Origin of the sequence: Terribacillus sp. DMT04 (genome assembly GCF_019056395.1) — a bacterium.
In the GTDB taxonomy this organism is placed as follows: domain Bacteria; phylum Bacillota; class Bacilli; order Bacillales; family Amphibacillaceae; genus Terribacillus; species Terribacillus aidingensis_A.
This window is the reverse complement of the sequence record NZ_CP077639.1, coordinates 3386552-3404391: the sequence shown is the minus strand read 5'-3', so window position 1 is coordinate 3404391 and position 17840 is coordinate 3386552. Positions and strand designations below refer to the sequence as shown.

Annotated in this window: 20 protein-coding genes; 18 read left to right on the top strand and 2 right to left on the bottom strand. The window is 41.7% G+C overall.

The features are described from left to right. Nucleotides 1-611 precede the first annotated feature (611 nt). The 10 genes from rpmH to KS242_RS17350 all read left to right on the top strand — a co-directional run bounded on the left by rpmH (nt 612) and on the right by KS242_RS17350 (nt 9789). Complete coding sequence (gene rpmH, locus KS242_RS17395) at nt 612-746, top strand: 50S ribosomal protein L34 (RefSeq protein WP_077305977.1); 135 nt, start codon at nt 612-614, stop codon at nt 744-746. A 189-nt stretch (nt 747-935) separates the two neighbouring features. Then, complete coding sequence (gene rnpA / locus KS242_RS17390; protein WP_217322494.1) at nt 936-1307, top strand: ribonuclease P protein component; 372 nt, start codon at nt 936-938, stop codon at nt 1305-1307. 34 nt (nt 1308-1341) lie between these two features. Next, nucleotides 1342-2121, top strand: coding sequence for a YidC family membrane integrase SpoIIIJ (spoIIIJ, locus tag KS242_RS17385; RefSeq protein WP_217322493.1), 780 nt, complete (start codon nt 1342-1344; stop codon nt 2119-2121). Further along, nucleotides 2121-2759, top strand: a complete 639-nt coding sequence (jag, locus tag KS242_RS17380) for an RNA-binding cell elongation regulator Jag/EloR (protein WP_217322492.1) — start codon at nt 2121-2123, stop codon at nt 2757-2759. Before spoIIIJ ends, jag begins: the two co-directional genes overlap by 1 nt. A gap of 197 nt (nt 2760-2956) precedes the next feature. Next, nucleotides 2957-4333, top strand: a complete 1377-nt coding sequence (gene mnmE, locus KS242_RS17375) for a tRNA uridine-5-carboxymethylaminomethyl(34) synthesis GTPase MnmE (protein ID WP_217322491.1) — start codon at nt 2957-2959, stop codon at nt 4331-4333. A 17-nt stretch (nt 4334-4350) separates the two neighbouring features. Then, nucleotides 4351-6237, top strand: coding sequence for a tRNA uridine-5-carboxymethylaminomethyl(34) synthesis enzyme MnmG (gene mnmG / locus KS242_RS17370; RefSeq protein ID WP_217322490.1), 1887 nt, complete (start codon nt 4351-4353; stop codon nt 6235-6237). Between the two features lie 21 nt (nt 6238-6258). Then, the gene (gene rsmG, locus KS242_RS17365) at nt 6259-6975 is read left to right on the top strand and encodes a 16S rRNA (guanine(527)-N(7))-methyltransferase RsmG (protein ID WP_217322489.1); all 717 of its coding nucleotides are present in this window, start codon (nt 6259-6261) and stop codon (nt 6973-6975) included. 216 nt (nt 6976-7191) lie between these two features. Next, entirely contained in the window at nt 7192-8043 is an 852-nt protein-coding gene (gene noc / locus KS242_RS17360) for a nucleoid occlusion protein (protein ID WP_217322488.1), read from the top strand. A gap of 152 nt (nt 8044-8195) precedes the next feature. Next, nucleotides 8196-8978: a ParA family protein gene (locus tag KS242_RS17355; protein ID WP_217322487.1), complete on the top strand. Its 783-nt coding sequence runs from the start codon at nt 8196-8198 to the stop codon at nt 8976-8978. Beyond that, complete coding sequence (locus KS242_RS17350; protein WP_217322486.1) at nt 8950-9789, top strand: ParB/RepB/Spo0J family partition protein; 840 nt, start codon at nt 8950-8952, stop codon at nt 9787-9789. Before KS242_RS17355 ends, KS242_RS17350 begins: the two co-directional genes overlap by 29 nt. A gap of 58 nt (nt 9790-9847) precedes the next feature. On the opposite strand, the gene yyaC is transcribed toward KS242_RS17350, so the two are convergent. After that, complete coding sequence (gene yyaC / locus KS242_RS17345; RefSeq protein ID WP_217322485.1) at nt 9848-10441, bottom strand: spore protease YyaC; 594 nt, start codon at nt 10439-10441, stop codon at nt 9848-9850. A gap of 87 nt (nt 10442-10528) precedes the next feature. Here yyaC and KS242_RS17340 point away from each other — a divergent pair, with 87 nt between their 5' ends. The 8 genes from KS242_RS17340 (at nt 10529) to KS242_RS17305 (ending at nt 17015) form a co-directional block, all read left to right on the top strand. Then, on the top strand, nt 10529-11548 hold the full coding sequence (locus KS242_RS17340) for a YkvI family membrane protein (protein ID WP_217322484.1): 1020 nt from the start codon (nt 10529-10531) through the stop codon (nt 11546-11548). A 46-nt stretch (nt 11549-11594) separates the two neighbouring features. Continuing rightward, nucleotides 11595-12515, top strand: a complete 921-nt coding sequence (locus tag KS242_RS17335) for a mechanosensitive ion channel family protein (protein WP_217322483.1) — start codon at nt 11595-11597, stop codon at nt 12513-12515. Next, nucleotides 12508-12717, top strand: a complete 210-nt coding sequence (locus KS242_RS17330) for a DUF951 domain-containing protein (RefSeq protein ID WP_217322482.1) — start codon at nt 12508-12510, stop codon at nt 12715-12717. Before KS242_RS17335 ends, KS242_RS17330 begins: the two co-directional genes overlap by 8 nt. A gap of 328 nt (nt 12718-13045) precedes the next feature. Then, on the top strand, nt 13046-14146 hold the full coding sequence (gene ychF, locus KS242_RS17325) for a redox-regulated ATPase YchF (protein WP_217322481.1): 1101 nt from the start codon (nt 13046-13048) through the stop codon (nt 14144-14146). Between the two features lie 152 nt (nt 14147-14298). After that, nucleotides 14299-14589, top strand: coding sequence for a 30S ribosomal protein S6 (gene rpsF, locus KS242_RS17320; protein ID WP_217322480.1), 291 nt, complete (start codon nt 14299-14301; stop codon nt 14587-14589). Between the two features lie 12 nt (nt 14590-14601). Beyond that, nucleotides 14602-15108 (top strand): single-stranded DNA-binding protein, encoded by a 507-nt coding sequence (ssb, locus tag KS242_RS17315; protein WP_217322479.1) that lies wholly within the window; start codon nt 14602-14604, stop codon nt 15106-15108. 20 nt (nt 15109-15128) lie between these two features. Beyond that, entirely contained in the window at nt 15129-15359 is a 231-nt protein-coding gene (gene rpsR, locus KS242_RS17310) for a 30S ribosomal protein S18 (RefSeq protein WP_077306011.1), read from the top strand. A 225-nt stretch (nt 15360-15584) separates the two neighbouring features. Continuing rightward, a complete protein-coding gene (locus KS242_RS17305) occupies nt 15585-17015 on the top strand; it encodes an MDR family MFS transporter (protein ID WP_217322478.1) in 1431 nt (476 codons plus the stop codon). Between the two features lie 29 nt (nt 17016-17044). Here KS242_RS17305 and KS242_RS17300 read toward each other — a convergent pair whose 3' ends face one another. Then, entirely contained in the window at nt 17045-17764 is a 720-nt protein-coding gene (locus KS242_RS17300; RefSeq protein ID WP_217322477.1) for an NAD-dependent protein deacylase, read from the bottom strand. Nucleotides 17765-17840: the final 76 nt, after the last annotated feature.

The window sequence follows — 17840 nt, the reverse complement described above, 5'->3', positions numbered from 1 at the left end:
CAGGCATCCCCCTTTCTGAAAAAAATTGAAAGAAGCAGTCTCTTAAGTCAGGAACTGCATCATAGTAGGTATTAAAAGGCCTTTTCTGAGGCATACAAAAATACGGACATGCCAAAAAAGGCCGTGCAACTCAGGTTATATGAATGTGGATAAAAAAAACGCGTAAATTGTGGAATTAGAGAGGATTCTCCAGTTGTCCACTTTCTTGTTGATAAGTGCATCTACAGGGCTGTGAATAGATGTCCACAGCTTATCCACACTTTGTGGATAATAGTTTTTAACTCGTTTGTTATTCAATCAGTAAAACACAAACATGATACCAGAATAATCCTTGTGTTGCAATGCTTATTCGACACTTATCCACATACACTTGTACGTGTAGACAAAAAATATCCACAGGGTGCGATTATGTGAGTAAGTTGTCGAAAACTTGTGTGGAAAAAGTTATGCACAGGTGTATTAGATTAACATGGGTTGTGGATAAAAGAAAGGCAATTAGCAGCGAAAAATGAGAGGTTGACATGTTTGCTCATTTAAAAGTATAATGTTCAAGACTGTCTATGACCTTTCGCAATATTTTTTTATATATCCTCGAGGGAGGTGTTTGATATATGAAACGTACATTTCAACCTAATAACCGTAAAAGAAAAAAAGTACACGGCTTCCGTGAGCGTATGAGCAGTAAAAACGGACGTAAAGTTCTAGCTCGTCGTCGTCGTAAAGGAAGAAAAGTATTGTCTGCATAAGACCACTTACTGTAATAGTGGTCTTTTTGACTTTATATACTTGATCAGTGTACGAACACAGTTCCGACTGTGCTTTTACATGAGTGGAGAAGGAGAATAAACCAGAAGCTTAAATGCCGTGTTTATTCTCCTTCTTTCAAATTAAATAGACTATTTCTGCTAAATAGGCATGTTTGAGGGGATCCTCTTATGAAGAAAGAATACCGAATCAAGAAGAATGAAGCATTCCAGGAAGTGTTCCAGAAAGGACGCTCCTTTGCGAATCGCCAACTCGTTCTATATTATAAGAAGCAGGATAACGGAGATGCGCATTTCCGTATTGGTCTGTCTGTCAGTAAAAAACTTGGAAACGCTGTTATGCGTAACAAGATAAAGCGCTATTTAAGACAGGCTTTCCATGAATTGGACGAGCAGGTGGCTGGCGGCTATGATTATATTGTCATTGCGAGACAGCCAGCAAAAGATATGTCATACCATGAGCTGAAAAAAAGCTTGATCCACGTGTTGTGGAAACCGCGTCTTCTGAAGCAGACGAAAAACCATAATAAAGATACAGAATAGAGAGAGTCTTATGTAAGGAAGTTAAGGAGGAAACATGGTGCGTAAAAAAGGTATATTAGCGTTAGCGCTCGTGCTGCTTGTCGCAGCCTTGGCAGGTTGTGCGCCGAACTCGGAGCCGATCACATCGGAAAGCACTGGATTTTGGAATAAATATGCAATTTTTCCTTTATCCGAAGTAATTCGCTACTTTGCTGAATTGTTCAATGAAAACTATGGCTTAGGAATTATCATTGTAACGGTGATTATCCGCCTAATATTGCTGCCGCTTAATATTAAACAGCTGAAAAGCTCCCGTTCGATGCAGGAGATTCAGCCGGAATTAAAAGAGCTGCAAAAGAAATACAGTTCCAAAGATGCAAACACACAACAAAAACTTCAGCAGGAAACGATGCAGCTATTCCAGCGTCATGGTGTTAACCCGCTGGCGGGCTGTCTGCCAATCATCGTTCAAATGCCAATTTTACTTGCGTTCTATCAAGCAATCAGCAGAACGGAAGCAATTAAAGAACATGATTTCTTATGGGTGCAGCTAGGCCAGCCCGATCCATACTTCATCTTGCCAATTGTTGCAGGGTTAGCAACATTCTTGCAGCAGAAGTTAATGATGGCTGGGAATACAGCGATGGCGGCTAATCCGCAAATGACAATGATGCTTTATATCATGCCAGTTATGATTACTGTTTTTGCCTTGTTCCTGCCTTCTGCTCTAGCATTGTACTGGGTAGTTGGTAACATCTTTATGGTGGCCCAAACATTATTGATTAACAAACCAATGATGGCGGGGAACAAGCAGCAAGCTGATGGCAAAAAGTAATGAAACAGCTCACTGCTCGCGGTAAAACCGTAGATGATGCCATTCAATCGGCACTTCAGCAGCTGCATGCTGCCAAAGAAGATGTTGAAGTAACCATCATTGATGAAGGAAGCAAAGGTTTTCTTCGTTTATTCGGTGCCAAACCGGCTGTAGTAAAAGTCGCGATAAAAACAGATGTTATGAAAGCAGCAAAAACCTATTTGGAAAGTGTGATCGGTCACCTGCAGCCGAATGTCCAGGTGGAGATCACCAACCGAAAGAAAAAGCATGTGATGTTTACGCTTAGCGGAGAAAATCTCGGTACATTAATTGGGAAACGAGGACAGACGCTTAATGCACTGGAGCAACTCGTCGAACAATATCTGCACCAGCAAAAAGCATATCATGTTACAGTTACCGTCGATGCGGAAGGATATCGGTCAAAAAGACGGGAAACGCTTGAAAAGCTAGCAGTGAATGCTGCCAGTAAGGCATTAGCGCTGCAAAAAGCGATACCTCTGGAACCAATGCCGGCGAGCGAACGGAAGATCATCCATGCTGTGCTGCAGAAACAACAGAATGTTGAGACAGATTCGAAAGGGAAAGAACCTAATCGCTATCTCATTATCCAACCATCACAGAATAAGTCTTGGCAATAGCCAAGGCTTATTTTTGTGTGCTTTATTCACATGTGGACAATTTTTGACAACCTAGTAAGTGTATTTTTTGTTGTGGATATCTTTCTTTTTAATAGACAAATGTGCTATTCTTATAAGTTAGTGAGTATAAACACAAACACAGGATTAAACTGTGGATAAATAGATGAACTGAACAATAATAGAAAGAGGTGAAAAGCATGCAGCATGAAACAATTGCAGCTATCTCAACTCCAGTTGGAGAGGGGGCAATTGCCATTGTGCGGCTAAGCGGGCCAGAAGCAGTAGAAATTGCTGCAAAGCTTTTTGATGGTAAGGCATTGAAGACTGTGCCTAGCCATACCATTCATTATGGCAAGCTGATTGACCCTGTAACTGGGGAAGTTGCAGAAGAAGTAATGGTCTCTGTTATGAAAGCTCCAAAAACGTTTACGCGGGAAGACGTTGTGGAGATAAACTGTCACGGTGGTCTTGTTTCTGTTAATCGTGTACTAGAGCTTGCGTTGCAAGAAGGAGCACGCCTGGCAGAACCAGGAGAATTTACAAAACGTGCGTTCTTAAATGGCCGGATTGATTTGTCCCAGGCAGAAGCTGTTATGGATCTTATTCGCGCGAAGACGGACAGAGCGATGAATGTGGCACTAAAACAAATGGATGGCAGACTTTCCCGACTCATTCAGCAGCTGCGTCAGGAACTGCTGGAGACGGTAGCACACGTAGAAGTGAATATTGATTATCCAGAGTACGATGATGTAGAAGAGATGTCGCACAATATGATGATTGAGAAAACACAATATGTGTATAAAGAAATTGAGAAACTGCTGGAGATGGCGAAGCAAGGCAAGATCTTGCGTGAAGGTCTGGCTACTGCGATTATTGGCCGTCCGAATGTAGGAAAATCTTCCTTGATGAATGCACTTGTGCACGAAAATAAGGCGATTGTCACAGAAATTGCAGGAACTACGCGAGACGTAATCGAAGAATATGTCAATGTACGTGGTGTTCCATTAAAGCTTGTGGATACAGCAGGTATTCGGGAAACAGAAGATATCGTCGAAAGAATTGGTGTAGAGCGCTCTCGCCAAGTATTGAAGCAAAGTGATCTTATTTTACTTGTGCTGAATAATGGTGAAGACATCTCTGATGAAGATCGACATTTATTCGAAGCTGTTAAAGGACTTGATGTCATTGTTATTGTAAACAAGACAGACCTTGCGCAGAGAATCGATTTGGAAGAAGTGCAAAAGCTGGCAGGAGACCGTCCTGTCATCACAACAGCGCTTATAGAGGAAAAGGGAATTGATGAATTGGAGCTAGCCATCAAAGATACCTTCTTTGCAGGAGAAATTGATGGCGGCGACTTGAGTTATATATCGAACGTACGGCATATTCAATTGCTCAAGCAAGCATTATCTTCGCTGCAGGAAGCAATGAATGGCATTGAAATGCAAATGCCGATGGATATTGTCCAAATAGATGTAACACGCACATGGGAATTGCTCGGTGAAATTATCGGGGATACCGTGCATGAAAGTTTAATTGATCAGCTGTTTTCACAGTTTTGTTTAGGTAAATAAAAAAGGAGAGAATGAACATGACATACGATGCCGGACATTACGATGTCATCGTCATAGGTGCAGGACATGCTGGCTGTGAAGCTGGTATTGGTGCAGCAAAAATGGGTGCAAACACTCTAATGCTGTCTATGAACCTTGACATGACAGGATTCATGCCGTGTAATCCATCCGTCGGCGGCCCTGCAAAAGGTGTTGTCGTGCGTGAAATAGATGCACTTGGCGGCGTAATGGGAAAAGTAATTGATAAAACACACATTCAAATGCGCATGCTTAACACAGGAAAAGGCCCTGCTGTTCGAGCGTTGCGTGCACAAGCGGATAAACCGCTGTATATTACAGAAATGAAAAAACAACTGGAAAGTCAGGAAAACCTGACATTGCGTCAAGGGATGGTAGAGCGTCTGATTGTGGAAAACGACGTCTGCAAAGGTGTGATTACCGAAACAGGGGCAGCTTACTACGCGAAAACAGTTGTTATTACAACCGGAACATTTATGCGTGGCCGTGTAATCATCGGCGATGTATCTTATGAGAGCGGTCCGAATAACCAGCGTGCATCCGTTACATTATCTGAGCACTTAGAAGAACTTGGTTTTGAAATGGTTCGCTTTAAAACAGGTACACCACCACGTGTTAACAGCAGATCTATCGACTATTCCAAAACAGAGATTCAGCCAGGTGATGATGAGCCTTTGGCATTCTCTTATGAAACAACAGAATTCATTACCGACCAAATTCCTTGCTGGCTGACGTATACAAATGAATTTACACACAACATTATTAACGAGAACCTAGGATTGTCTGCAATGTATTCCGGTATGATCAAAGGTACGGGCCCGCGTTACTGTCCATCCATCGAAGATAAAGTTGTGCGTTTCAACGATAAACCGCGCCACCAAATCTTCTTGGAGCCTGAAGGACGCAATACAGAAGAAGTATATGTGCAAGGATTGTCGACTTCCTTACCTGAATATGTCCAAAAAGACATGCTGCAAACTATCCCGGGACTGGAAAACGCAGAAATTATGCGTGCCGGCTATGCCATTGAGTATGATGCAATGGTACCAACGCAGCTTTGGCCAACATTGGAAACGAAGAAAATCGCCGGCCTTTATACAGCCGGTCAAATTAACGGTACGTCCGGCTACGAAGAAGCTTCGGGCCAAGGTATCATGGCGGGAATCAACGCTGCTGCGAAAGCACTTGGAAAAGATCCTGTTATCCTTGACCGCTCCCAAGCATACATTGGTGTTCTAATTGATGACTTGGTAACGAAAGGAACAAATGAACCTTACCGTTTGCTTACATCACGTGCGGAATACCGCTTGCTGCTTCGTCATGATAATGCCGATATGCGTTTGACTGAAATAGGTCATCAAATCGGTACAATTAGTGAGGAACGCTATGAGCGCTTCCAAGAGAAGAAACGCTTGATTGAAGAAGAACGCAAACGCTTGGAAGGAATTATTATCAAAACAGAACCGCATGTGCTGGAGCTGATGGAAGAAGTAGGATCTGTCATGAAAGAAGCACAGCGCGCTTCAGATTTGTTAAAACGTCCGGAAATCAAGTACAGCTTGCTGGAAAAAATTGTGCCAGCTGATAAAGAACTGCCAGCTGACGTAAAAGAGCAAGTTGAAATTCAAACGAAATATGAAGGATATATTGCTAAATCCATGCAGCAGGTAGACCGTATGAAACGCATGGAAAACAAGAAAATTCCAGATATCATCAATTATGATGATGTTAGTGGACTTGCCACTGAAGCACGTCAGAAGCTGCAAGAAGTTCGTCCGTTGTCTGTTGGTCAAGCTTCTCGTATTTCCGGTGTTAATCCAGCTGATGTGTCCATCCTGCTCGTTTATATCGAACAAGGTGGCCCTGCAAAAGCAGCAAACCAATAATCCGTCGAAAAGAGGTACAGGATGAACCAAACAGATTTTCTACAACAATTGGAACAGCAAGGAATCACACTATCTGACCGGCAGAAGCAGCAGTTAGAAGACTATTTTCTTCTATTAGTAGAGTGGAATGAAAAAATGAATTTAACGGCTATTACGGAAAAAGGCGAAGTGTATTTGAAACACTTTTATGACTCTATATCTGCAGCTTTCTTCTTTGATTTTAAAGGGGATGAAAGTATTTGTGATGTAGGTGCCGGTGCCGGTTTCCCAAGTATTCCACTAAAGATTATCTATCCAGACCTGAAGGTAACAATTGTCGACTCGCTGAAGAAACGAATTACTTTTCTGAATGAGCTAGCGACGAAGCTTGGATTAACAAATGTCGCTTTTTATCACGACCGAGCAGAGAATTTCGGGAAAAATGATAGCTTCCGGGAATCATTTGATTTAGTAACAGCTCGAGCTGTGGCTAGGATGTCTGTCCTTAGTGAACTTTGTCTGCCGCTTTGCCGAACAAAGGGACATTTCATTGCGATGAAAGGGCCGAATATGGAAGCGGAACTGCAAGATGCTGCATCTGCTATCCAGCTGCTTGGTGGTGAATTGGTGGAAAGCTTCACATTTGATTTGCCGGAAGAGGGCGGGGAGCGGAATATCGCTGTCATCGCTAAGCGTCGAAAAACACCAAAGAAATACCCGCGAAAAGCCGGTGTTCCGAATCGTGAACCAATCGAATAAGGAAAAGAAAATTAGTAGATGAAGTACCATACAAGCTTACCATTCTCAACCAATCTATGCTAAAATAGTAGATAAGGAACTGGCTCGGCTTATGCAAGCGCAGCAGCTTCTAAAGAGAACTGCTGCGCCTTTTTATACGTGTTTCACGTGAAACATTTACTATTCCTTATGTACCTGCTTGCTAGATTAGGATTGTAAAAAAGGTGGTGTCTGAGGATGTTACACCCTTTCAGCCGTATTTTTGGGCTAGGTGATAAATCGGATTCAGCGGAAACGGAGAACGATGTGCATCAGGATGAAGTAATGAACCTGCCGGTACAGGACATTGTTCCGAACCAATACCAGCCAAGAACGGTTTTCCAGGAAGAGAAAATCAAAGAATTGGCCCAGACTATTCGTACACATGGTATTATTCAGCCAATTGTCGTGCGGAAAATAGCAGAGGGCGGATATGAGTTAATTGCTGGAGAACGACGCTGGCGTGCGGTAACGTCGCTGGAGTGGGAAACTGTACCTGCCATCATCCGTGAGATGTCAGATACAGAAACGGCATCTGTAGCACTGATTGAGAACTTACAGCGAGAAGAATTGACAGTCATCGAAGAAGCTCTTGCATATGAGCGTCTGCTGGAACTGCATTCTTTAACACAGGAAGCATTGGCACAGCGGCTTGGAAAAAGCCAATCAACAATCGCGAATAAGATGCGATTGTTGAAATTACCTGATGTAGTACAAACAGCTCTGTTAGAGAAGAAGATAACAGAGCGGCATGCTCGCGCACTCATTGTATTAAAAGATGCAGAGAAGCAGGAAATTATACTGCAGGAGATTATCGAAAAAGAACTGAATGTAAAAGAAACAGAGGCACGTATCGTCCGCATGGTCCATGCACCGCCGAAAAAGAAACGGCCGAAAATGAAGGGTGTCAACAAAGATATGCGCATCGCCATGAACACAATACGTCAGTCGCTGTCTATGGTTTCTGATACTGGTATCAATTTGGAGACAGAAGAAGAAGACTTGGACGATTATTATCAAATAACAATTAAGATACCGAAAAAATCTTAACTATATGTACGCCTTCATAGGATCCCATCTTACTGCAAGATGGGATTTTATATAGGAAAAGTGAGCAACTTTTTTAAATCTATGAATTTATCCGTTGGTTTAGGTGAAAAAGTGATAAAATAAACGTATTGAGTTTGAGGTAGGTGACACCATTGGGCAAAGTAATCGCAATAGCAAATCAAAAGGGCGGTGTTGGAAAAACAACTTCCAGCGTCAATTTGAGTGCTTGCCTGGCTTTTTTAGGTAATAAAGTATTGCTTGTAGACATTGATCCGCAAGGGAATGCTACTAGCGGTGTTGGTGTAAACAAAGCAGATGTCGAAAATTGTGTGTATAACGTCCTTGTTGAAGATTTAGAAGCAGAAAAAGTACTTGTACCGACTGCAGTTGACTATTTGGATGTTATACCAGCAACGATTCAGCTTGCTGGTGCCGAGATTGAGCTAGTGCCGACAATCTCAAGAGAAGTTCGTCTGAAAAAAGCAATTGATAGTGTGAAAGATAACTATGATTACGTCATTATCGATTGTCCGCCTTCCTTAGGGTTGCTGACATTGAATGCATTAACAGCAGCCGATACAGTGCTCATACCAGTTCAATGTGAGTATTATGCTTTGGAAGGGCTTAGTCAGTTATTGAATACCATTCGTCTCGTACAAAAGCATTTGAACAAACACTTGATGATAGAAGGCGTCCTGCTGACAATGCTCGATGCACGTACAAACTTAGGACTTCAAGTCATTGAAGAAGTTAAGAAATATTTTCAAGATAAAGTATATCAATCGATTATTCCAAGAAATGTAAGGCTGGGAGAAGCGCCTAGTCATGGTCAGCCGATCATTATTTACGATCCGAAGTCACGTGGAGCAGAGGTTTATTTAGATTTAGCAAAGGAAGTGATGGCGCATGGCCAAAGGGTTGGGGAAAGGTCTTAATGCTTTCTTTCCGGAATTAGAAATGAAGGAAGAAGATCAAATTCAGGAAATTACAATCAGTGATTGCCGAGCAAATCCGTATCAGCCGCGCAAAGTCTTTGCAGCCGAAGCCATTGAAGAATTAAAGCAATCCATACAAGAATACGGTATTCTGCAGCCGCTAATTGTGCGCAAGAGTATTAAAGGCTATGAGATTGTAGCTGGTGAAAGACGATTTCGTGCTGCTAAAGCAGCAGGAATGAAAAAAGTTCCAGCGATTATTAAATCATTGGATGACGAAAAGATGATGGAGCTTGCCCTTTTGGAAAATCTTCAACGGGAAGATCTTACTCCAATTGAGGAAGCCCAAGCTTATTTCAATCTAATGAATGAATTAGATATTACACAAGAGACTTTAGCAAAGCGATTAGGGAAAAGCCGATCTCATATTGCTAATCTCGTCCGTTTGCTGTCCCTGCCTCCTGCTATTAGTGATTTGATCAATCAGGGAGAGTTATCGATGGGGCATGGACGAGCTATATTAGGGCTGAAAGATAAGAATAAATTGCAGCCGTTAGTAGAGAAAATAAGAACTGAATCATTGAATGTTCGGCAGGTAGAACAATTGATTATGAAGCTGAACAATAATGTGTCTGAAACAGACAAGAAAAAATCAGTGAAGGATATCTTCCTTGTTCAAACTGAATCACAGCTTCGCAATCAATTTGGAACAGATGTGACGATTCACCGCGGTAAGCGAAAAGGTAAAATTGAAATCCAGTTCTTTTCTGATGAAGATTTAGAACGGATTTTAAACGTGCTGAATAGATAAAGCCAAGAGAAGAAGCAAGTTTCTCTTGGCTTTTTTTGTATGTTTCACGTGAAACGTATCAATGTTCGGCAGCAGTTTTGTCGGGAGATAGGATAGGTACCTGTCTGTGGTCAACAGCTAACAATAAAGCACTGATCTTATAAGCAAGCTGCATAACGAGATGCAGACGTGTGTTTTGCAGGACAAAGTATTCCATGTCGCCACTGGCATTCACAATACCGGTAATTTGTGCATCTCCAACAGCTGGAAGGTTCTTCTTCAAGGCAGCCCCTGGACGCAGTGGAGTAGGAGAAACAATAATGGATCCTATTGATGTAGTTCTGCCTAAACAAGCGTCAATTGCAATGATGAACGCATTTGGATGTCTTTTCTCTATTAGCTGCAGACGTTCCACAAGATTAACAGCATGGACAGGAGATTCTAGTGTGCCGTACACATGAAGTCTGCTAAGCGGTTTTTCTGTCAGGAAGGAACCAATAATTGGTCCTAGTGCATCTCCAGTTGAACGATCTGTCCCGATGCAAATCACAACAATCTCACGATCATCAGGAATCCATGAGCTGATTGTTTCATAAGCTTTACTCATAAGAAGGGGATCTTGATAGTCGCAGCGGAACTCCTTTTTTTTCGTAAATATTCTTTTCAGGCTCATAGCTTATCCTCCATACACATATTGGTAATAGTATATAGCTTTTCTGCTTTTTCTATACGTGGTCAGTTAAAAATTGGAGGGACTGTGATGTGGGCTGCAGGTCTAAAATGGATGTTTCTAATATTGGCAACTTTAATCGGTGCAGGATACGCTTCTGGAAGAGAAATTTGGCAATTTTTTGGTTTTGGAAGCGGACTGGCTATTGTCATCTTTACAATTCTGTTCACGTTATGCAGCCAAGTAATTCTGCATATCAGTTATAAGGAAAAAAGTGTGCATTACATTCCAGTGCTGGAACGACTGATTGGTAAGAGATTAGCTGCTGTGTATGATGTTTTAATTGTGTTTTATTTGTTTACCGTGACAGTAGTGATGATTGCTGCTGGAGGAGCCACAGGCACGATGTATCAGATTCCGAATTGGCTTGGTATCTTATTTATTGCTGTGATGATCATCTTAATCTTCACCACGAATGTAAAAGGCGTGGTATCGATGAATAGCTATATCCTGCCGCTTTTAGTTGGAGGGCTTGTTCTCGTGCTAATCATCTATACAAAACATGAACAAATTAACTTGCTTCATGATTGGCGTGTGCAAACAAATTGGCGAGCTGCTTTCCCGTTTACTGCATTAAATATTTTGCCCGTCGTTGCCATTATTGGCGCAATTGGCAGCCAGATGAAGACAAAAGGAGAGCTATGGATTGCAAGTATTGGCAGCGGACTTATTATAGGTGCGCTTACGTACTTGTATAATAATGATTTAATGCATATCAGTCATGCAATTCCTCATTATGATATCCCTTTGTTTTATATCTTGAAAAACTACCCTTCCCTTGTGTTTATTGCCATTAGTATTGTCTTGTGGTTAGCCATCTACACATCTGCTGTATCAGGAATACTAGGTATCGTATCGCGCTTTCGGAAGAATTTTAAGGGACCATTGTGGATACAAGCCGCTATTCTTGTCTTCGTTATGCTGCCGCTGACACAGCTTGGCTTCGCAGACTTGATAGCTTTTATGTACCCGTTATTCGGTTTCGCTAATCTTTACCTGCTTTCTGCAATCCTCGTATATCCACTATTAAATTATTACAAAATGAAATAGAATTTTGATACTATAAAAAGAAAACACTATTGAGGAGAAACAGATCATGAATGTAGAGGAGCAGTGGACAACCATATATGACTATTTGACAAGTGCTGAACTCTGGACAACCATCGGCTTAGCTGCTTTTAAGATCATAATGATCATCATATTGTCTATGATTGTCGTGCGGGTAGGTAACAATATTGTTGATAGAACATTTCATAATTCAATTCGTGAAAAAGCAAAAATCAAGTCTCCAATTGTATCGGAACGGCGAGAAAATACATTGAGAAAGCTCATTCAAAATGTACTTACTTACGTTGTGTATTTCACTGCTGTCGTCATGGTGCTGTCTCAATTAGGTTTGAATATTGGCGCCTTAATTGCAAGCGCTGGAGTTGCCGGCCTCGCGATTGGTTTTGGAGCGCAAAACTTAGTAAAGGATGTTATTAGCGGGTTCTTTATTATATTTGAGAATCAATTTTCGGTAGGCGACAATGTCCAGACAGCTGGCGTGCGCGGCGACGTAGAAGAGATAGGACTGCGTACTTGTAAGATACGAAATTGGACAGGAGAATTGCATATTATTCCGAACGGTAATATTACACAAGTAACAAATTTCTCTGTGCATAATAGTTTGGCGGTACTAGATATCAATATTCCATATGAAGCGGATCTACACGTAGCAGAAGAAGTCATCATGCAGGTGCTGCTGGAAATGCCGGCTGATTTTCCGGAAATTCAATCAACGCCAGAATTACTTGGTGTTGAGACATTATCAACTTCTCATATCGTTATGCGTGCAATAATTGAGACGCTGCCAATGGAACACTTTGGTGTGGCGAGGGTAGCTAGAAACCGTATAAAAACAAGACTGTTACAGCGAAATATTAGTATTCCGGCTCCAAGATTGGTCATGTATAATAAACAAGAGGCAGCAGATCTTATGGCAGAAAGTGCAATGAGGGGGGAAGCTCATGAGTGATAAGGTCTACCAGTTAAATGACATCGTACAAATGAAAAAAGCTCATCCTTGCGGGGAGAACCGTTGGAAGATTATTCGCCTTGGAATGGACATTCGAATCAAGTGTGAGGGCTGTGGTCACAGCGTGCTTGTTCCTCGGAGGAAGTTTGAGACAAAGCTAAAAAAAGTTTTAGAACATGCAGAAGAAGAAACGACAAACTAGTACATGTTTCACGTGAAACAGAGAGCCTGTCCGACCTGGTAGTGGACAAGCTTTCTGTTTTTTGATTTAAAATCAACTTTCTTGTTTGTAAATGAGTTAATAAGGCTAAAATTGCTAGATATTTTTGCTGTTTTAGGCAGAATAGTGTACTCTAGAATTACGTATGTTTACTTGGACAAAGCAACGGCTGTCTGGCATGCTGAACACAAGTCAGTTACCGGTGCTGCCCCATCTTCCCTAACTCTGGGCGGAGTGTTCAGTAAACAGATTTATTATGACCAGTTGTCCGATCAAAGCTGGTCAGGACACTTAAGGAGTGGAAGATTACATGGCTTTAACAGCAGGTATTGTCGGATTACCGAACGTTGGTAAGTCCACATTGTTTAATGCAATCACACAGGCGGGGGCCGAATCAGCCAATTATCCGTTCTGTACGATTGACCCAAATGTCGGCATTGTAGAAGTTCCAGATTCTCGTTTAAATAAATTGACTGAGCTTGTCAAACCGAAGAAAACGATCCCAACAGCTTTCGAGTTTACAGATATCGCGGGTATCGTAAAAGGTGCAAGTAAGGGCGAGGGCTTAGGCAATCAGTTCCTATCCCATATCCGTCAAGTAGATGCGATTGTTCATGTAGTGCGTTGTTTTGATGACGAAAATATTACACATGTATCCGGAAAAGTGGATCCAATTGATGATATTGAAACAATCAACTTGGAATTGATATTCGCTGACCTTGATTCTGTTAACAAACGTCTTCAGCGTGTAGAGAAACTTGCGCGTCAAAAAGATAAAGAAGCAGTAGCTGAGCAGGAAGTTCTAACTAAAGTGAAAGATGCTTTGGAAAATGAACAGCCAGCACGTGCGCTAGAATTTACAGAAGAACAGCAAAGAATCGTGAAGGGACTGCATTTGCTGACAAGCAAGCCAGTTCTTTATGCCGCAAATGTAAGTGAAGAAGAAGTTGCCGATCCATCTGCCAATGAAAATGTAGCAAAAGTACAAGCGTTTGCTTCCAATGAAGGAGCACAAGTAATTGTAGTTTGTGCCAAGATTGAATCAGAGATTGCTGAGCTTGAGGGAGAGGAAAAAGAAATGTTCCTCGAAGAGCTAGGTATTCCAGAGTCAGGATTGGATCAGCTGATTAAGGCATCTTACAGCTTGCTTGGTTTAGCAACTTACTTTACTGCTGGTGAGCAGGAAGTAAGAGCTTGGACATTCCCTACAGGTATCAAAGCGCCGCAAGCAGCTGGTATCATCCACAGTGACTTTGAGAAAGGCTTTATTCGTGCCGAAACAGTTTCCTATGATGACCTGGTTGATGGCGGTTCTATGAGCGTTACGAAAGAACGCGGGAAAGTTCGTTTGGAAGGTAAAGACTATTTGGTGAAAGATGGAGATGTCATGCATTTCCGTTTTAACGTATAAGGCCGGTTCCTCATCTGCAAATATACGAAATAAGCTTGCTTAACGACAATAATATTGCTATAATTTATTATTGTGAGTAATTACGTATTTAAGATTACTCCTTGCTCTTATGAAAGATAAGGGCCGTTAAGTCCAAAAGGAGGTGCAAACGGATGAGAGATTACGAAATCATGTACATCGTCCGCCCAGATATCGAGGAAGAAGCGAAAACTGCTCTAGTTGAGCGTTTCAACGGAATCCTAACTGATAACGGCGCGGAAATCGTGAAAGTTGACGAGAAAGGCAAGAAACGTCTTGCTTACGAAATCAACGATCACCGTGATGGCTACTACTACGTCATTAATCTAAAAGGCAATGAAGCCGCTATTAATGAATTCGACCGTCAAGCGAAGTTCTCTGATGATATTATTCGTCAGATGGCATTTCGTCTAGACGAGCAATAAGGAGGGGTTCTGATGTTAAATCGTGTCGTACTTGTCGGCAGATTAACCAAGGATCCGGACCTGCGTTATACACCAAATGGAGTGGCAGTTGCTAACTTTACCTTAGCAGTAAACCGACCTTTCTCTAATCAGTCAGGCGAACGTGAGGCAGATTTCATTAACTGTGTTGTATGGAGACGCCCAGCTGAAAATCTGGCGAACTTCATGAGCAAAGGAAGTCTGGTTGGCGTAGATGGCCGTGTTCAAACGAGGAGTTTCGATAACCAGGAAGGAAATCGTGTCTTTGTAACGGAAATCGTTGCAGACAGCGTGCAATTCCTTGAATCGAAAGGTGCTTCTCAAGGAGGCGGACAAGGTTCTTCTGGATACCAAAATCAGAACTCGAACTTTAATAACAACAATAATAATTTCAATAGCAATAACAATAATTACAATCAAAATCAGAATAACAATAATCAGGATCCTTTCCGAGATAAAGGTGAACCGATCGATATTTCTGATGATGATTTACCATTTTAATATAAGGGAGGCAATCAAACATGGCAGCACGTCGTGGTCGCGCGAAGCGCAGAAAAGTGTGTTATTTCACTTCTAATGGCATCACTTACATCGATTACAAAGACGTTGATTTGCTAAGACGTTTCATTTCTGAGCGTGGAAAAATTCTTCCTCGCCGTGTAACTGGAACTTCTGCAAAATACCAGCGTAAATTGACTATCGCTATCAAACGTTCTCGTCAAATGGCTCTATTGCCATACGTGAGCGAGTAAGAAAAAGCGTCATCCTTTTGGGTGACGCTTTTTTTGTATATAAATTTTAATAGTTACTTTATCAAAACTAACCCTACACAACGGGCTTTTTTTATGGTTAGTTTTCAGAAAATAATTAATTTGGCAGTGTAAGGCATATATAAACAAGATGCTTGAATCTCACAGCAAAACTTCTATAATGGAAAAAGTTGATTCTTATTCTAACAGAAGGAAAGGGGCATCTATATGGCTGCTACTACACAACCAATCGAAAAACACGTGCAAGTGGAAAACCGTATTCCGTTAATTATTGTCTTAATGTTGGGGAACTTCATCGCACTAATAAACGAAACAGTTATGAATGTTGCATTGCCGAATATAGAAGAGACCTTGGGGATTCCAACGACAACAGCACATTGGCTATCTACAGGGTATATGCTGACAATCGGTATCCTTATTCCGATTAGTGCTTATTTGATGCAGCGTTTTACGACACGGCAATTGCTGCTGACTGCACTTTCATTTTTCTTTATTGGAACACTGATTGCAGGTTTCGCTCCTAACTTTGCTGTTTTACTGATCGGACGCGTTATCCAGGCTTCTGGTTCCGGGATTATTATCCCGCTTGTAACGACGGTTATTATTACGATCACGCCGTTAGCTAAGCGTGGGTCTATGTTAGGTTTGCTGATGGTTGTCATTTTATTTGCACCAGCTATCGGGCCTGTATTCTCTGGAATGATAGTGGAGCAGTTTTCTTGGCGCTACGTCTTTATTAGCGTATTGCCATTGACACTTATCTTGCTTGGGTTTGCGGCATACTATGTTCGTAATGTGCTCGAGACAAAGCGTACAAAGATTGATATATTATCTGTTGTTCTAGCCGTGATCGGTTTTGGTTCTATTGTAATTGGATTCAGCAGCGCCAGTGCACAAGGTTGGACGAGTCCAATTGTACTTGGGGCATTACTAGTAGGCATGCTTGCGATTGCTTATTTTGCTTATCGTCAGTTCCAATTGAAAACACCAATGTTAGATTTGCGCCCATATAAAAACAAAAACTTCTTGATGGCAATTCTTGTGACAATTACCGTGATGATGTGCTTCTTTGCCGCAATGATTCTCCTGCCAGTATTCATGCAGGATGCATTAGGAATTAGTGCCTTTGACTCTGGTATTGTCCTGTTTCCGGGAGGAATTATGATTGCTATTATGGCCTTGCTTACAGGCCGGCTTTCCGATCGGTTCGGACCAAAGCCATTTGCGATTACAGGTACAGTGCTTCTTGTGGCGATGATTGGTTTAATGACGACGATATCTACTGATACAACGAAACTGCAGTTCACTTTGTTATATGTTGGCTTTACATTTGCAATTGGGCTCATCTTGACGCCGATGACAACTTTAGGACTCAATCAGCTGACAGAAGAGCTTTATTCTCATGGCAGTGCTTCTCTGAATGCATTTAATCAAATCTCAGGAGCAATTGGTCCAGCATTGTTTATCACATTGATGAGCAGCGGCAGCCAAGCTGTATCCAATGAGAATGCCAATCAGGCAATGACAGCAGGTTTTCAGTTTGCTTTCACGATTGCAGGTGCATTCGCACTAGCTGCAGTTGTGTTCGTCTTATTCATCAAACAATCCAAGCCTGCACACCATTATAAATATGAATGAAAAATAGCGAGTTCCTAATACGGAACTCGCTATTTTTGCAGTTGCTGTACAATTTTCGAAAGATCATCATGAATGACTATATCGAAAAGATGATCCATTACTGTAGGTTCTCGATTTATTAAGATAGATGACCTGCCGATGGAGCTGGCGTATTCAGGAAGCAGGTTAAACGGACTAACGAGCAGGGATGTACCGAGTACAAGAACTAATTCACTCTGCTGGATAACGCGTTCTGCCTTATGATGCTCTGTAATGGGATCACCAAATAAGACGACATCTGGTTTTACTATATGCTGGCAATGTTGACAGGCAGGTATATCATTTTGTAATAGGTAATCCAATTCATAAGATTGACCGCAGTTTTGACAGGTAGCACTGTTTAACGTGCCGTGGTATTCAATAACTTGCTCGTTACCCGCCAGTGTGTGTAAGCCATCGACGTTCTGTGTAATAATGCTAACTTGTTTTCCATCTGCTTCCAGCCGTTTGAGGTAGCGATGCACATTATTAGGGCCATAGTCTTTCAGCAGTTTGACACGAAAAATGTCTTTATATTTCTTCCAAAAATCTTCAGGATCTTTATGAAAATAGTGATTGCTTATATAATATTCCCGCGCTTCGTCAGCTGTCCAAAGACCATTTGTGGAACGAAAATCGGGGATACCGCTGGCGGTAGATACACCAGCTCCAGTCAGAATGGCGATTGACGATGCTGCGGCTATCTTTTTGGCTGCTGCTTCGGTTTGCATGATGAATCCTCCAACTTTTTTTATTTTTTCCAGTATAGCAAAAAAACGATAAGGAAGCAGAATACAGCAAAATCCG